Source organism: Actinoplanes sp. NPDC049668 (assembly GCF_044465445.1).
Lineage (GTDB): Bacteria > Actinomycetota > Actinomycetes > Mycobacteriales > Micromonosporaceae > Actinoplanes.
The window spans coordinates 462,842-477,107 of sequence record NZ_JBITLR010000001.1; the positions used below are offsets into that span (position 1 = coordinate 462,842).

Below are 14,266 nucleotides of genomic sequence, written 5' to 3' on the forward strand. Positions count from 1 at the left end.
CGCGAAGCGGGGTCCGGGTGCCCCTTCTCGCGTACCAGATCGATCGGGGCTTCAGAAGGGTCCCGGCTACCCTGGACCGGAAACGAGGAGGCCGGTGTGATCGAGCGCAGTCCCGGGGTCCGCACGGGTGCCGTGACGCTGGGTGCCCTGACGCTGGCCGCCGTGCTGGCGCTGACCACCGCGTGCAGCTTCGGTCCGCCGGACCCCGACGTGGCCGGCCAGCCGCCCAACCTGCCCACCCCGTCCGTCTCGGCCGGGCCGGACAGCGCCGCCGAGCGCGCCGCGGCCGTCACGGTTCTGGCCAAGCGCCTCGAGGTGCCGTGGGGGATGGCGTTCCTGCCGGACGGGGGCGCGCTGGTCACCGAGCGGGACACCGCCCGGATCCTGCGGGTCGGCCCCGAGACCGACGCCGAGGGCCTCAAGGTCGTCGAGGTGCAGCGCCTCTCCGAGCCGGAGCCCGGCGGCGACGGCGGCCTGCTCGGCATCGCCGTGTCCCCGAAGTTCGACCGGGACGAGACCGTCTTCGTCTACTACTCGACGGCCAAGGACAACCGGGTCGCCAAGCTCAAGCTCAAGGGCAAGCCGCAGCCGATCCTCACCGGCATCCCCCGCTCGCGCAACGACAACGGCGGCCAGCTCGCCTTCGGCCCCGACGGCTTCCTGTACGTGACCACCGGCGACGGCACCACCGCCGGCACGAATGCGCAGAACCCGAAGAGCCTCGGCGGCAAGATCCTGCGGATCACCGCCGCCGGCAAGCCGGCACCGGGCAACCCCGTCAAGGACTCGCCGGTCTGGTCGTCGGGTCACCGCAACGTGCAGGGCATAGCCTGGGACGCGGGCAAGAGGATGTACGCCGGCGAGTCCGGTCAGAAGATCAAGGGCGAGCTGAACCTGATCCAGAAGGGCAAGAACTACGGCTGGCCCGCCGTCGACGGCGACGGCACGGACGCGAAGTTCACCAACCCCCTCGTGAGCTGGCCGATCGAGGACTCGTACTGCTCGAGCGTCGCGGTACTGGAGAGCATGATCGCGACGGCGTGCCTGCAGGGCCAGCGGCTGTGGATGGTCGACGTCACCGGCAACGGAACCCTGCTGGGCCGGCCGCACGCGCTGCTCGAGGGCGAGTACGGACGACTGCGCGGCCTGATCGCCGCGCCGGACGGCTCGTTCTGGGTAAGCACCTCCAACCAGGAGGACGGCGGAGAACCGGGCCCGGACGACGACATGATCATCCGGCTGGTGTTCTCAGACGGCGGCGCCGGCCGCAGTTAACGTCTGACAACCGGCACACGGGGGGCAGGTGAGCCGATGACCATCAACGAGAGATACGCCGTCGCGGCCGCCGCGGTGCGCCGGACCTGGGCGCGCCCGTGGGTGCACCGCCTCCGCATCTGGGCCGCCGTGCTGGCCGTCAGCCTCATCGGCGTCTTCGTCGGCACAAGCCTGTTCGCGCAGTCGAAGGTGGCCGTCGGCCCGTTCCGCGCGGACATGTCGATCAGCCCGTCGATCAAGGGCGGCACCGAGGTGGACATCCCACCGCTGGGCTCGCTGCACCTCGACAGCCACGACGGCCCCATCCATCTCAAGGTCGACCTGGGCGCCCTGGACCAGGAACGCACCGAGGCGCTGATCGACGACCCGACGGCGATCAGCGCGGCGGGCCAGTCGGCGGTCGACGACGTGACCAAGGGCGTGCTGCAGCTCGGGCTGCGCGCGATGGGCGCGGCGATCGTGTGCGCCCTGATCCTCTCGGCGCTGATCTTCCGCAACATCCGCCGGGTGGCCGCCGCGGGCCTCCTGGCGCTGGTCGTGACCGGCGGCAGTCTGGCCCTGGCCGCGGGCACCATCCGCCCGGACTCGATCAGCGAGCCCCGCTACGAGGGCCTGCTGGTCAACGCGCCCGCGGTGGTCGGTGACGCGAGGCGCATCGCCGACAACTACGGCCGCTACTCCGACCAGCTCCAGCAGCTCGTCAGCAACGTCAGCCGCATCTACACCACGGTCTCGGCGCTGCCGGTCTTCGACCCCGCGGGCAACACGACACGGCTGCTGCACGTCTCCGACCTGCACCTGAACCCGAGCTCGTGGGGGGTGATCGAGACGGTCGTCAAGCAGTGGGACATCGACGCCGTGGTCGACACGGGCGACATCGTCGACTGGGGCAGCGGCGCCGAGACGTCGTACGTCAACGCGATCGGGCAGCTCGGGGTGCCGTACATCTATGTGCGGGGCAACCACGACTCGCTGGCCATCCAGGCCGCGGTCGCCCGGCAGAAGAACGCGAAGGTACTGGACAACTCGATGGTCACCGTCGACGGCCTGACGATCGCGGGCATCGGCGACCCGGAATTCACCCCCGACAAGAGCGAAAACCCCCCGGCGGACGATTCCGCGGTGTCGCCGTTGCTGGCCAGCGGCGAGGAGTTGGCCACGACCATCCGGGAGTCGAAGACGACGGTGGGCATGGCGATGGTGCACGACCCGGCCATGGCGCCGCCGCTCTCCGGCGTGGTGCCGCTGGTGCTGGCCGGACACCTGCACGAGCGCGAGGTCAGGACCCTGGACGTGCCGCTCCCCGAGGCCTCCCCCTCGGCCGCGCCGACGCCGGCACCGTCCGCGTCGATCGCGACGCAGCCGCCGATGGAGACCCGGCTGATGGTGCAGGGTTCGACCGGCGGGGCGGGCCTGCGCGGCCTGGAGGACGACGAGCCGACGCCGCTCATGATGTCGGTGCTGTACTTCGACGAGAACCAGGCGCTGAAGGCCTACGACGACATCCAGCTGGGCGGCACGGGCGAGCAGAACGTGACGATGCAGCGAAAGGTGATCGGCACCGACCCGGAGCCGACCACCAACCCGTCGGTCTTCAACGGCGTGACCCCGGGCATCCGCCCGAACGGCCCCCCACCAAGCCGCTGACGACCCGAAGCCGCTCCCCCGGAGGTGATCCGGAGCCGTTTCCGGCGAACCAGCCAAGAGCCAGAACCGCCCTAGGCGAACGGCCTGGGCCCGGCTCGGCCCGGACTCAGGCGGGCGGACCAGCCGGACGCCGGAACCGGCGCGGGCGAATCGGTGAGAGTCAGGCGCCGAGGCGGGAGAGGATCAGTTCGCGGACCGTCTTGGCGTCCGCCTGGCCGCGGGTGGTCTTCATGACCGCGCCGACCAGCGCGCCCGCCGCCGCGACCTTGCCGTCGCGGATCTTGGCGGCGATGTCCGGGTTTTCGGCGATGGCCGCGTCGACCGCCGCGGTGAGCGCGCCGGTGTCGGAGACGACGCCGAGGCCGCGGGCGGCGATGACGGCGGCGGGGTCGCCCTCGCCGGCCACGACGCCCTCGAGGACCTGGCGGGCCAGCTTGTCGTTGAGCTTGCCCTCGTCGACGAGGCCCTGCAGCTGTGCCACCTGTGCCGGGGTCGCGCCGACCTCGGCCAGCTCGACGCCGGTCTCGTTGGCGCGGCGGGCGAGCTCGCCCATCCACCACTTGCGGGCGCCGGCCGGGCTCGTGCCCGCCGCGATGGTCGCCTCGATGAGCTCGATCGCTCCGGCGTTGACCACCGACTGCATGTCGATCGCGGAGATGCCCCACTCGTCGGCGAGCCGGGCCCGCTTGACGCTCGGTAGCTCGGGCAGCGCCGCCTTGAGCTCCGCGACCCACGCCGGGTCCGGCGCGATCGGCACGAGGTCGGGCTCGGGGAAGTAGCGGTAGTCGGTCGCGGTCTCCTTGGAGCGGCCCGGGCGGGTGTCGCCGGTGTCCTCCTGGAAGTGCCGCGTCTCCTGGAAGATGCGGGTGCCGTCGTTGAGCAGCATCGCCTGACGGATGATCTCCGAACGGACCGCGCGCTCGACCGAGCGCAGCGAGTTGACGTTCTTGGTCTCGGTGCGGGTGCCCCACTCCTCGCCCGGCAGGTTCAGCGAGGTGTTCACGTCGCAGCGCATCGAGCCCTGCTCCATCCGCACGTCGGAGACGTCGAGCGAGCGGATGATGTCGCGCAGCTCCGTCACGTAGGCCTTGGCGACCTCGGGCGCCCTGGCACCGATGCCCGGCACCGGCTTGGTGACGATCTCGACCAGCGGAATGCCGGCCCGGTTGTAGTCCACGAGCGACTCGGTCGCGCCGTGGATACGCCCGGTGGCGCCGCCGACGTGCAGCGACTTGCCGGTGTCCTCCTCGAGGTGAACCCGCTCGATCTCGATCCGCACGGTCTCGCCGTCGACCAGGACGTCGACGTAACCGTCCACGCAGAGCGGCTCGTCGTACTGGCTGGTCTGGAAGTTCTTCGGCATGTCCGGGTAGAAGTAGTTCTTCCGGGCCATCCGGCACCACGAGGCGATGTCGCAGTTCAGCGCGAGGCCGATGCGGATGGTGGCCTCGATGGCGGCGCGGTTGGCGACCGGCAGCGCGCCGGGCAGGCCGAGGCAGACCGGGCACACCTGGGTGTTGGGCTCCCCGCCGAAGACGGTCGGGCAGCCGCAGAACATCTTGGTGTTCGTGCCGAGCTCGACGTGCGTCTCCAGGCCGATGACCGGCTCGTAACGGGCGATCGCGTCCTCGTACGAGGGCAGCACGGTCGTACTCATGCGATGAACTCCAGGTCGCGCGGGTATCCGGACTGAACCAGTCAAGCCTAGTAGGCGACGCCGACGTGTTTTCGTCAGGACCCGTTCGGGCACCGCCGACGCCGGCCGGCCGGACGTGCACCCGGCCTCGCCGCCTGATCAAACACCGTGCTGGACCGGCCCCGAGGGGCCGGCCCGGCGCGGTCGGTCAGAGTTCCGGCGGGGTGAGGGTGCCGACCGCGGACTCCAGGGCGGCCGCGACGCGGTACATGCGGTCGTCGGCCATCGTCGGTGCCATCACCTGGAAGCCGACCGGCAGGCCCTCGGACAGGCCGCACGGCACCGAGATGGCCGGGCCGCCGTAGAGGTTCGTCGGGATCGTGAAGAGGTCGGCGAGGTACATCTGGTAGGGGTCCGAGGTGCGCGATCCGAACGGGAACGCCACGAACGGGGTGGTCGGCGAGACGAGCACGTCGACCTTCTTGAACGCGGAGGTGAAGTCCCGCGTGATGAGCGTGCGGACCTTCTGCGCCTGGCCGTAATACGCGTCGTAGTAGCCGCTGGAGAGGGCGTAGGTGCCGAGGATGATGCGGCGCTTGACCTCCGGGCCGAAGCCGGCCTCGCGGGTCAGCGACATGACCTCCTCGAGCGACCGGTTGCCGTCGTCACCGACGCGCAGGCCGTAGCGCACGCCGTCGAAGCGGGCCAGGTTGGAGGAGGCCTCGCTCGGCGCGATGAGGTAGTAGGCCGGGAGGGCGTACTCGAAGTGCGGGCAGGACACCTCGACGACCTCGGCACCGAGCTTGACGAGCGCCTCGACGGACTCGCGGAAGGCCGCGATCACGCCGGGCTCGGCGCCCTCGCCGGCGAACTCCTTGACGACGCCGAGCTTGACCCCGGTCAGGTCGCCCGTCGCGCCCAGCCGCGCGGCCGCGACGACGTCGGGGACCGGCTGCGGGATCGAGGTCGAGTCGCGCGCGTCGTGGCCGGCGATGACCGAGTGGAGCAGGGCCGCGTCCTCGACGGTCCGCGTGCACGGGCCGGGGGTGTCGAGCGAGGACGAGAAGGCGATCAGGCCGTAGCGAGAGGTGCCGCCGTAGGTCGGCTTGGCGCCGACCGTGCCGGTGACGGCGCCGGGCTGCCGGATCGAGCCGCCGGTGTCGGTGCCGATCGCCAGCGGCGCCTCGTAGGCGGCCACCGACGCGGCGCTGCCGCCGCCGGAGCCGCCGGGGATGCGCCCGAGGTCCCACGGGTTGTTGGTGGGCCCGTATGCGGAGTATTCGGTCGAGGACCCCATGGCGAACTCGTCCATGTTGGTCTTGCCGAGCATGACCGTGCCGGCGGCACGCAGCCGCTCGACGACGGTGGCGTCGTAGGGCGGCTTCCAGCCCTCGAGGATCTTCGAGGCGGCCGTGGTCGGCACGCCCTTGGTGGCGATCACGTCCTTGACCGCGACGGGCACGCCCGCGAGCGGCCCGATCGCCTCGCCCCGGCTGCGCTGCTCATCGACCTTGCGGGCGGCCTCGAGGGCGCCCTCCCGGTCGACGTGCAGGAAGGCGTGGACCCGGTCGTCGACGGCGGCGATCCGGTCGAGGTGCGCGGTGGCGACCTCGACGGCGGACGCCTCCCCGCTGCTGATCAGTCCGGCGATCTGAACCGCGGTCATCCTGGTGACGTCGGTCATGCTCATTCCTCCTCATCCAGGATGCGCGGCACGCGGAACCGGCCCTCTGCGGAGTCGGGCGCGCCCGAGAGCGCCGCCTCCTGCGTGAGGCTCGGCTGCACGACGTCGTCGCGGTAGACGTTGGTCAGCGGCACGGAGTGCGAGGTGGGCGGGATGTCCTCAGCGGCCACATCACCGATCCGGGCGACCGACTGCAGAATGACGTCGAGCTGACCGGCGAAACGGTCGAGCTCCTGCTCGGTCACGGCGAGCCGCGACAGGCGCGCCAGGTGCGCGACCTCTTCGCGGGAGATGGCGGCCATCGTGCCCCCTTGGTGGTGGATGTCGCTGACCTGGAGAGTCTATTTCCAGGGGCGGGTGCGGCGGCGGGCGGCTCCCTGGTCTGTGGATAACCGCGCCGTCCGACCGCTCGGCCTGCGTCAGGACGCCACGCCGGGCGCGCGGCGCGGCGGGACCGCTCACGGTGCCGGTACCGCCAGGGCGCCGCGGCCGGGGCGTAGGGGGCGGTAGCGGATCAGCCACTCCGCGAGGTCCGGGGCTGGCATCGGGCGGGCGTGGAACCAGCCCTGCGCCGCGTGGCAGCCCACGGCGGCCAGCAGGCGCCAGGTGCGTTCGTCCTCGACGCCCTCGGCCACCACGCGCAGGCCGAGCGAGTCGGCCAGGGCGGTCACCGAGCGCACGATGGCGGCGTCGCCGCGGTCGGTCGCCATGCCCAGCACGAAAGAGCGGTCGACCTTGACCTCGGCGAGCGGCAGCCGGCGCAGGTGCTGAAGGGACGAGTAGCCGGTGCCGAAGTCGTCCAGGGAGATGGCGACGCCCATCCGGTCCAGCCTGGTGATGGTGTTCAGCACCCGGTGCGGGTCGGCCATCAGCGCGCTCTCGGTGATCTCCAGTTGCAGCAGGTCGGCCGGCACGCCGTGGTGGCGCAGCAGAACGTCGATCTCGTCGGCGATGTCCGCCGCGTGCAGGTCGCGCACGCTGACGTTGACCGAGGCCCGCAGCGGCCGGCCGGCCGCGTGCCAGGCCGCGACCTGCGGGATCACCTCGCGCAGCACCCGGCTGGTGAGCAGCCGCATGACCGGCGTGTGCTCGGCGACGCGGAGCAGCTCCTCGGGGCCGACCATGCCGCGCGCCGGGTGCCGCCAGCGCAGCAGCGCCTCGACGCCGACGATCTCGCCGGTCGCGATGGCGATCTGCGGCTGGTAGTAGAGGGTGATCCCGTCGGCGGCCGGGTCGGTGCCGGGCTCGGCCTGTACGGCCCGGCGCAGGTCGGCGAGCAGGGCCAGGTCGGGTGGGTGCGGGCCGGCGTCGCGGGCGTAGACGACGACCTGGTCGCCGCGCTGCTTGGCGTCGTACATGGCGGCCTCGGCCTGGCGGAGCAGCGCGGCGCCGTCGCCGCCGCGGTCGGGTTGCAGGGCGATGCCGATGGAGGCGCTGACGTCGATGAGCAGGCCGTCGAGCGCGAAGGGCCGGACGAACGCCTCGGCCAGGTGTCCGGCGAGCCGCCGGGCCGAGGCCGGGCCGTCGACGCGCTTGGCGAGCACGGCGAACTCGTCGCCGCCGAGGCGGGCCACGAGGGTGTGTGCGGGCACGGCGGCGGCGAGGCGATGGGCGACCTCGACCAGCAGGCGGTCGCCGGTGGTGTGGCCGAGTGCGTCGTTGACGGTGCGGAACCGGTCGAGGTCGAGCAGGAACAGGGCGGGCCGCCACCCGGGGCCCACGCCCCCCTCCACCACCGAGGTCTGCAGCGCGCGCCGGTTGGGCAGCCCGGTCAGCGCGTCCACCCGGGAGGCCCGCTCACACTCCCCGCTGGAGCGCACCATGCGGTGCACGGCGTGCAGCGCGAGCAGGACGAGGGGAACCAGCACCAGCCCGACCTGCGCGGCGGCGAGCACGACGGGCCCGAGCAGGAGCAGGGCGGCGGTGGCGAAAAGCTCGGGTCCCCAGCGCTGCATCCGCCGCCGCCCGCGCCGGGCGGCGGGCCGGCCGGCGATGACGGCGTCGGTGCCGTAGCGGCCGAGGATCCACGCGGCGGCCGCGGCGACGGTGAGCAGCGCGTCGTCCCAGCGCGGCTCGGCGCCGAGGTGCAGCCCGGCGAACGCGGCGACGAGGGCGGCCCCGGCCAGGGCGACGACGTGCTGGAGCCAGAGGTGCAGGACGCGCCGGGCGGGCTCGCGCATCCGCACGCAGGCGAGCGCGAGGGCGGCGAGTTGCACGGCGACGGCGGGCACGAATCCCCAGGCGAAGACGATGCCGAAGGTGAAGCAGATCGACGGCAGGATGACCGCGCTGGCCCGCCGGCCGGCGACCACGTAGGGCCGCGCGTCGGCCGCGAGGGCGAGCAGGGCCATGACCCAGAACCCGGTCGGCAGCTCCGCGAAGACCCCGGGCCGCAACGCCCACAGGACGAGATCGACGAGCAGCGCCCCGCCGACGGCGACTACCGCACCCCGCCGCGCCGAGACGGACCGCGCTGCGGACCGCCGCCCTTCGCCCGGCATGGAGCTGCGCTGCTGTGCGGCATCCATGCGACCTCCACGGTGGTGTCGACCGAACGATCTTCCTCACCATAGATCCACGTAGACAAAACTACGCGAAACAGACTCGCCGTTATCAAATCGGCATATCTGCCAGAACGCGGAACCCTCGCAATTTCACTCGTTGGGGTCCGGCTTCGCCGCGGCCTTGCGCCGCGGCTCCCGGACCGGCTCCTCCGCGATCTCGGCCACCTCGCGGGCCGCCTCCGGCCCCTGCTCCAACAGCACCGCGAAGCCCGCCTCGTCCAGCACCGGCACCCGCAGCGAGAGCGCCTTGTCGTACTTGCTGCCCGGGTTGTCGCCGACCACGACGAAGGCGGTCTTCTTCGAGACCGAGCCGCTCACCTTGCCGCCGCGGCCCATGACCGCCTCGGACGCCTCGTCGCGGGTGTGCGTGGACAGCGTCCCGGTCACCACGACCGTCATGCCCGCGAGCGGGCGCGGGCCGGTGTCGGTCCGCTCCTCCGCCATCTTCACGCCGGCCTCGCGCCACTTGCGGACGATCTCGCGGTGCCAGTCGACCGCGAACCACTCGCGCAGGCTCTCCGCGATCGTCGTGCCGACGCCGTCCACTGCGGACAGTTCCGCGATCCTGTCCGCCTCGATCGCCGCCTCGATCGCCTCCATCGAGCCGAACTCCAGGGCCAGCGCGCGGGAGGCGGTCGGGCCGACGTGCCTGATCGACAGCGCAACCAGCACCCGCCACAGCGGCCGCTGCTTGACCTCCTCGAGGTTCTCCAGCAGCTTCACCGCGTTGCTGCCCAGGCTGCCGTCCATGTTGACGAAGAACGGCGAGCGCCGCAGGTCGTCGGCGGTCACGCCGAACAGGTCGCCCTCGTCGGTCAGCACGCCCGACTCGTAGAGCGCGCGGGCACCCTTGTAGCCCAGCACCTCGATGTCGAGGGCGTCGCGCCCCGCCAGGTAGCTGAGGCGCTCGCGCAGCTGCCCCGGGCAGTGCCGGGTGTTGGGGCACCGGATGTCGATGTCGCTCTCCTTGGCGGGAGCGAGCGCCGTGCCGCACTCGGGGCAGTCGGTCGGCATCACGAAGGCGTGCGCATCGTCGGGCCGCAGGTCCATCACCGGGCCGAGAATCTCCGGGATCACGTCGCCGGCCTTGCGCAGCACCACGGTGTCGCCGATCCACACGCCCTTGCGCTCGACCTCGCGGGCGTTGTGCAGCGTCGCCTGCGCCACCGTCGAACCGGCCACCCGCACCGGCTCCAGCACGGCGAACGGGGTCACCCGGCCCGTCCGCCCGACGTTGACCTCGATGCCGAGCAGCTTGGTGGTGACCTCCTCCGGCGGATATTTGAAGGCGATCGCCCAGCGCGGCGCGCGGCTGGTCGAGCCGAGCCGGCCCTGGATGGCGACCGAGTCCACCTTGACCACGACGCCGTCGATCTCGTGCTCGACGTCGTGGCGGTGCTTGCCGTAGTAGGCGATGTAGTCGCGCACCTCGTCCATCGACCCGACCAGCCGCCACCGGTCGCTGGTCGGCAGCCCCCAGGCCTTCAGCGCCGCGTAGGCGTGTGACTGCGAATCGGGCCGGAACCCCGTGCGGGCGCCGATGCCGTGCACGACCATGCGCAGCCCCCGCGACGCGGTGATCCGCGGGTCCTTCTGCCGCAGGCTGCCCGCCGCGGCGTTGCGCGGGTTGGCGAACGGCGCCTTGCCCTGCTCGACGAGCGCGGCGTTGAGGTCGGCGAACGCGGACGCCGGGAAGTAGATCTCGCCGCGCACCTCGAGCAGCTCGGGCGGGTCGTCGCCGGCCAGCCGCTCGGGGATCTCGCGGATCGTGCGGACGTTGGAGGTCACGTCCTCGCCGGTGCGGCCGTCGCCACGGGTCGCGCCGCGGACCAGGCGGCCCTTCTCGTAGGTCAGGTTGATCGCCAGGCCGTCGACCTTGAGCTCGCAGAGGAACTGCACCGCGCCGCCCGCGTCCCGCTCGGTGCGCTCGGACCAGGCGGCCAGCCCGGCCAGGTCGAAGACGTTGTCGAGCGACATCATCCGCTCGGCGTGCTCGACCGGGGTGAACAGCGTGGAGAACGAGCCGCCGACGTTCTGCGTCGGGGAATCGGGGGTGCGCAGCGCGGGATAGCGCTCCTCGAGCTCCTCGAGCTCGCGCAGCAGCCGGTCGAACTCGGCGTCCGCGATGGTCGGCGAGTCGAGCACGTAGTAGCGGTACTGATGGCCGCGCAGCTCGTCGCTGAGCTCGGCGTGCCGGGTGCTGGCCGCCGCGGTCGGCTCGGCGCCGGCCGCGCTCACCTGCTCCGGGGTCGGCCGGGCCTCCGCTTCGACAGACTGCTTCTCAGACACCGCAAAGACCTCCGTGTTCGAACCTCTACCGGCACGTTAGCGGCCCGGTCCGACAATCCGCCGAAGGCAGGCGCCCGATATCGGGTGGACCACGGCCGGGCCGGGCCGGAGACTTCGGTCATGCAGCCCACGCAGACCGCGCTCATCGTGCCCGTACCGGAGGCAGAGCCGGCCGTGAGCCGCTGGCGGGCGGCGCTGGACACGGCCACGAGCTGGGGAATCCCGGCACACGTCACGGTGCTCTACCCGTTCCTCGCGCCCGGTGACCTCGACGACGCAACGCTGGCCGCGGTCGGCGAGGCACTCGCGTCCGTGCCGAGGTTCACAGTCGACTTCACGCACGTCCGGTGGTTCGGCGAAGCGGTGGTCTGGCTGGCGCCGACCCCGGACGCGCCGTTCCACGCGCTCACCACCGCGATCTGGCGGCGCTTTCCCCAGGCACCGCCCTACGAGGGCGCGTTCGCCGACGTCGTGCCGCACCTGACCATCGGCCACGACGCGCCGGCAGCGGCCATGACCGAGGCGGCCGACGCGGTCACCCGGTGCCTGCCGATCCGCGCGGCCGTCGACACGGTCCGCCTCATCGCCGGGACGCGACAGCCCGACGGCTGGCGAACGATCCGCGAGTTCCCACTCGGCGGGTAGCCAAGGCGGTGACTAGCTCACCAGACCAGCCAGAACGGGTTGCCGACCGGATCGGCGTACACCCGGCAGCGGCCGCTGCCCCCGTCCAGGCGCTTGCCGCCGGCCGCCAGCACCCGCCGCTCCGCCGCCTCGATGTCGCCCACCCGCGCGTTGAGGTGGAACTGCTGCGGTCGGTTCCGGTCCGGCCAGTCCGGCGGGAGCAGGTCGGGCGCCTTCTGGAACACCAGGCTCGGTGCGTCCGAGTCGGTCCGGGTGGTCACCCGCCCGTCCTCGTCCCGGACGACGTGCATGCCGAGGAGCGCACAGTAGAAGTCGGCGAGGGCACGGGGATCGGGGCAGTCGATGACGACGGCATCCAGGCGACCAATCATGAGTGCATGATGCCCGGCCGAGCCCCGCGAATCAGTCGAAACCCTCAGACTTCGGCCAGACGGCGACCGGCGTCCCGGCAGCCCTTCAGCACCGCGCGCACGTAGGACGGCACGGCGCCGGCGAGGCCGCAGGCCGGGGTGATCACGACCTGCGCGGGCAGCCGGGCCGCGGGGAAGCCGAGCCGGCTCCACAGCGTGCGCACCCGCTCCGCGATCGCCGCCGACGTCGGCGGGGGCGAGCCGGGCGCCGGGCGCGTGGGCACGGCCCCCGCGAACAGGCCGAGCCCCGCCTCGATGGCCTCGCCGAGCGGATCGAGATCTTTGATCATCCCTAGGTCGAGCGCGACGGCGGCGGCCCCGGCATCCCGCAAAACCTGCAACGGTACGGCCGGAGCACAGCAGTGCACGATCACCGGCACCCCGACGGCCCCGACCACGGTCCGCAACGCCGCCGCGGCACCGGCGCCCTCGACGGCCCGGTACGCACTCAGCCCGCTCTCGGTCGGGATCTGTCCGCCGAGGACCGCCGGCAGCGACGGCTCGTCGAGCTGAAGCAGCACTGACGCGCGCGGAAGACGCCGCCGCACCTCGGCGACGTGCCGGCGCAGCCCCTCGGCGAGCGAGTCGGTGAGATCGCGCACCGCCCCGGGGTCGCGCAACATGCGCCCGCCGATCGGCAGTTCGAGGCTCGCGGCCAGGGTCCACGGCCCGGGCGCCTGGAGCTTGATCGGTCCGGCGTAGCGGTCGGCCTGCTCGGTGAGCTGGTCGAGATCGCGTTCGAGCAGGTCGGCGATGCGGCGCTGGTCCCGGCCCGGGCGCGGCGCCATCTGCCAGCGCCCGACGTAGAGCTGCACCGGCAGCTCGACGAGCAGGCCCGCGCCCCGCCCGATCATGTCGGCGCCCGGCCCGCGCTCCGGCAGCTCGGCGAGGTGCGGCAGTTCGGGCAGCTCGCCGAGGATCAGCCGCTGCGCCTCGGCGATGTCGGTGCCGGGCAGCGAGCCGAGCCCGGTTGCCGCGCCGGACGGCCAGGGAAAGTCAGGCACCTTGCTCCGGCCCGGCCAGACCCGCGGTGACCTGCTCCGCGACGCCGGCGGCGATGGTCGCCGAGCCGAGCACGATGTCGCCGGCCGGGTCCGGGCGGTAGGCGACGATGGCCTGGCCGGCCGCGACGCCCCGGGCCGGTTCGTGCAGCCGGGCCCGCAGGCCGTCCGGGCCGACGGTCACGACGGCCGGGACCACCTCGCCGTGCGCGCGCAGCTGCACGTCGCACTCGACGGGCGTCGGCTCGCCGTGCCAGATCGGCCGGGTGGCGGTCACCAGGTCGACCGCGAGGTCCTCGCGGGGGCCGACGGTGACCGTGTTGGTCTTCGGGGTGATCGACAGCACGTAGCGCGGGCGGCCGTCGGGCGCGGGTACCCGCAGGTCCAGGCCCTTGCGCTGGCCGACGGTGTACGAGTACGCGCCGGCGTGCCGGCCGAGGACGGCCCCCGTGCGGGAGTCGACGATGTCGCCCGGCGCCTCGCCCAGCCGCGCGGCCAGGAAGCCACGGGTGTCGCCGTCGGCGATGAAGCAGATGTCGTGCGAGTCGGGCTTGTCGGCGACGGCGAGGCCGCGCTCGGCCGCCTCCTCGCGGACCTGCGCCTTGGTCGAGTCGCCGAGCGGGAAGACCGCCCGGTCGAGCTGCTCGCGGGTCAGCACGGCCAGCACGTAGGACTGGTCCTTGGCCATGTCGACGCTGCGCCGCAGCAGGCCGTCGGCGCCGAGCCGGGCGTGGTGGCCGGTGACGACCGCGTCGAAGCCCAGGGCGACGGCCCGGTCCAGCACCGCGGCGAATTTGATCTTTTCGTTGCAGCGCAGGCAGGGGTTCGGGGTGCGGCCCGCCGCGTACTCGGCGACGAAGTCGTCGACGACGTTCTCGTGGAACTGGTCGGCCATGTCCCACACGTAGAACGGGATGCCGATGACGTCGGCGGCCCGCCGCGCGTCCCGGGAGTCCTCGAGCGTGCAGCAGCCCCGCGCGCCGGTCCGATAGGTCTGCGGATTCCGCGCCAGCGCCAGGTGCACGCCGGTCACGTCGTGGCCCGCGTCACGGGCACGCGCGGCGGCGACGGCGGAGTCGACCCCGCCGGACATCGCTGCTAGTACTCGCACGTAC

11 protein-coding genes are annotated in these 14,266 nt (G+C 72.7%); 3 read left to right on the forward strand and 8 right to left on the reverse strand.

All coding sequences use genetic code 11. The annotated features are described in order from the left end of the window. Nucleotides 1–96 precede the first annotated feature (96 nt). Both ACIBSW_RS02130 and ACIBSW_RS02135 read left to right on the forward strand, forming a co-directional pair. Nucleotides 97–1,275 (forward strand): PQQ-dependent sugar dehydrogenase, encoded by a 1,179-nt coding sequence (locus ACIBSW_RS02130; RefSeq protein WP_404799192.1) that lies wholly within the window; start codon nucleotides 97–99, stop codon nucleotides 1,273–1,275. A gap of 36 nt (nucleotides 1,276–1,311) precedes the next feature. Continuing rightward, the gene (locus ACIBSW_RS02135; protein ID WP_354723368.1) at nucleotides 1,312–2,922 is read left to right on the forward strand and encodes a metallophosphoesterase; all 1,611 of its coding nucleotides are present in this window, start codon (nucleotides 1,312–1,314) and stop codon (nucleotides 2,920–2,922) included. A 160-nt stretch (nucleotides 2,923–3,082) separates the two neighbouring features. Here ACIBSW_RS02135 and gatB read toward each other — a convergent pair whose 3' ends face one another. From gatB to ligA, 5 genes are all read right to left on the reverse strand, one after another. Continuing rightward, entirely contained in the window at nucleotides 3,083–4,579 is a 1,497-nt protein-coding gene (gatB, locus tag ACIBSW_RS02140) for an Asp-tRNA(Asn)/Glu-tRNA(Gln) amidotransferase subunit GatB (protein ID WP_354723366.1), read from the reverse strand. A 187-nt stretch (nucleotides 4,580–4,766) separates the two neighbouring features. Then, nucleotides 4,767–6,242, reverse strand: a complete 1,476-nt coding sequence (gene gatA / locus ACIBSW_RS02145; RefSeq protein ID WP_354723364.1) for an Asp-tRNA(Asn)/Glu-tRNA(Gln) amidotransferase subunit GatA — start codon at nucleotides 6,240–6,242, stop codon at nucleotides 4,767–4,769. Nucleotides 6,243–6,244: 2 nt separating this feature from the next. Continuing rightward, entirely contained in the window at nucleotides 6,245–6,544 is a 300-nt protein-coding gene (gene gatC, locus ACIBSW_RS02150; protein WP_354723362.1) for an Asp-tRNA(Asn)/Glu-tRNA(Gln) amidotransferase subunit GatC, read from the reverse strand. A gap of 156 nt (nucleotides 6,545–6,700) precedes the next feature. Continuing rightward, nucleotides 6,701–8,770, reverse strand: coding sequence for an EAL domain-containing protein (locus ACIBSW_RS02155; RefSeq protein ID WP_354723360.1), 2,070 nt, complete (start codon nucleotides 8,768–8,770; stop codon nucleotides 6,701–6,703). A 126-nt stretch (nucleotides 8,771–8,896) separates the two neighbouring features. Beyond that, entirely contained in the window at nucleotides 8,897–11,095 is a 2,199-nt protein-coding gene (gene ligA, locus ACIBSW_RS02160; protein ID WP_354723358.1) for an NAD-dependent DNA ligase LigA, read from the reverse strand. Nucleotides 11,096–11,215: 120 nt separating this feature from the next. On the opposite strand from ligA, the gene ACIBSW_RS02165 reads away from it, so the two are divergent. Continuing rightward, nucleotides 11,216–11,740, forward strand: a complete 525-nt coding sequence (locus ACIBSW_RS02165) for a 2'-5' RNA ligase family protein (protein WP_354723356.1) — start codon at nucleotides 11,216–11,218, stop codon at nucleotides 11,738–11,740. A 17-nt stretch (nucleotides 11,741–11,757) separates the two neighbouring features. Here ACIBSW_RS02165 and ACIBSW_RS02170 read toward each other — a convergent pair whose 3' ends face one another. Genes ACIBSW_RS02170 through mnmA form a run of 3 tightly spaced genes read right to left on the reverse strand, consistent with a single transcriptional unit; the run spans nucleotide 11,758 to nucleotide 14,262 of the window. Then, a complete protein-coding gene (locus ACIBSW_RS02170) occupies nucleotides 11,758–12,111 on the reverse strand; it encodes a VOC family protein (protein WP_184989928.1) in 354 nt (117 codons plus the stop codon). 44 nt (nucleotides 12,112–12,155) lie between these two features. Further along, nucleotides 12,156–13,154 (reverse strand): methionine synthase, encoded by a 999-nt coding sequence (locus ACIBSW_RS02175; protein WP_354723354.1) that lies wholly within the window; start codon nucleotides 13,152–13,154, stop codon nucleotides 12,156–12,158. Next, the gene (gene mnmA / locus ACIBSW_RS02180; RefSeq protein ID WP_354723352.1) at nucleotides 13,147–14,262 is read right to left on the reverse strand and encodes a tRNA 2-thiouridine(34) synthase MnmA; all 1,116 of its coding nucleotides are present in this window, start codon (nucleotides 14,260–14,262) and stop codon (nucleotides 13,147–13,149) included. The genes ACIBSW_RS02175 and mnmA overlap by 8 nt, the downstream gene beginning before the upstream one ends. Nucleotides 14,263–14,266: the final 4 nt, after the last annotated feature.

Excerpts from the sequence above, each read along its gene's own strand:
- gatC (WP_354723362.1), bottom strand. The coding sequence starts at position 6,544 with ATGGCCGCCATCTCCCGCGAAGAGGTCGCGCACCTGGCGCGCCTGTCG.
- gatA (WP_354723364.1), bottom strand. The coding sequence starts at position 6,242 with ATGACCGACGTCACCAGGATGACCGCGGTTCAGATCGCCGGACTGATC.
- ACIBSW_RS02165 (WP_354723356.1), top strand. The coding sequence starts at position 11,216 with ATGCAGCCCACGCAGACCGCGCTCATCGTGCCCGTACCGGAGGCAGAG.
- ACIBSW_RS02170 (WP_184989928.1), bottom strand. The coding sequence starts at position 12,111 with ATGATTGGTCGCCTGGATGCCGTCGTCATCGACTGCCCCGATCCCCGT.
- gatB (WP_354723366.1), bottom strand. The coding sequence starts at position 4,579 with ATGAGTACGACCGTGCTGCCCTCGTACGAGGACGCGATCGCCCGTTAC.
- ACIBSW_RS02155 (WP_354723360.1), bottom strand. The coding sequence starts at position 8,770 with ATGGATGCCGCACAGCAGCGCAGCTCCATGCCGGGCGAAGGGCGGCGG.
- ACIBSW_RS02135 (WP_354723368.1), top strand. The coding sequence starts at position 1,312 with ATGACCATCAACGAGAGATACGCCGTCGCGGCCGCCGCGGTGCGCCGG.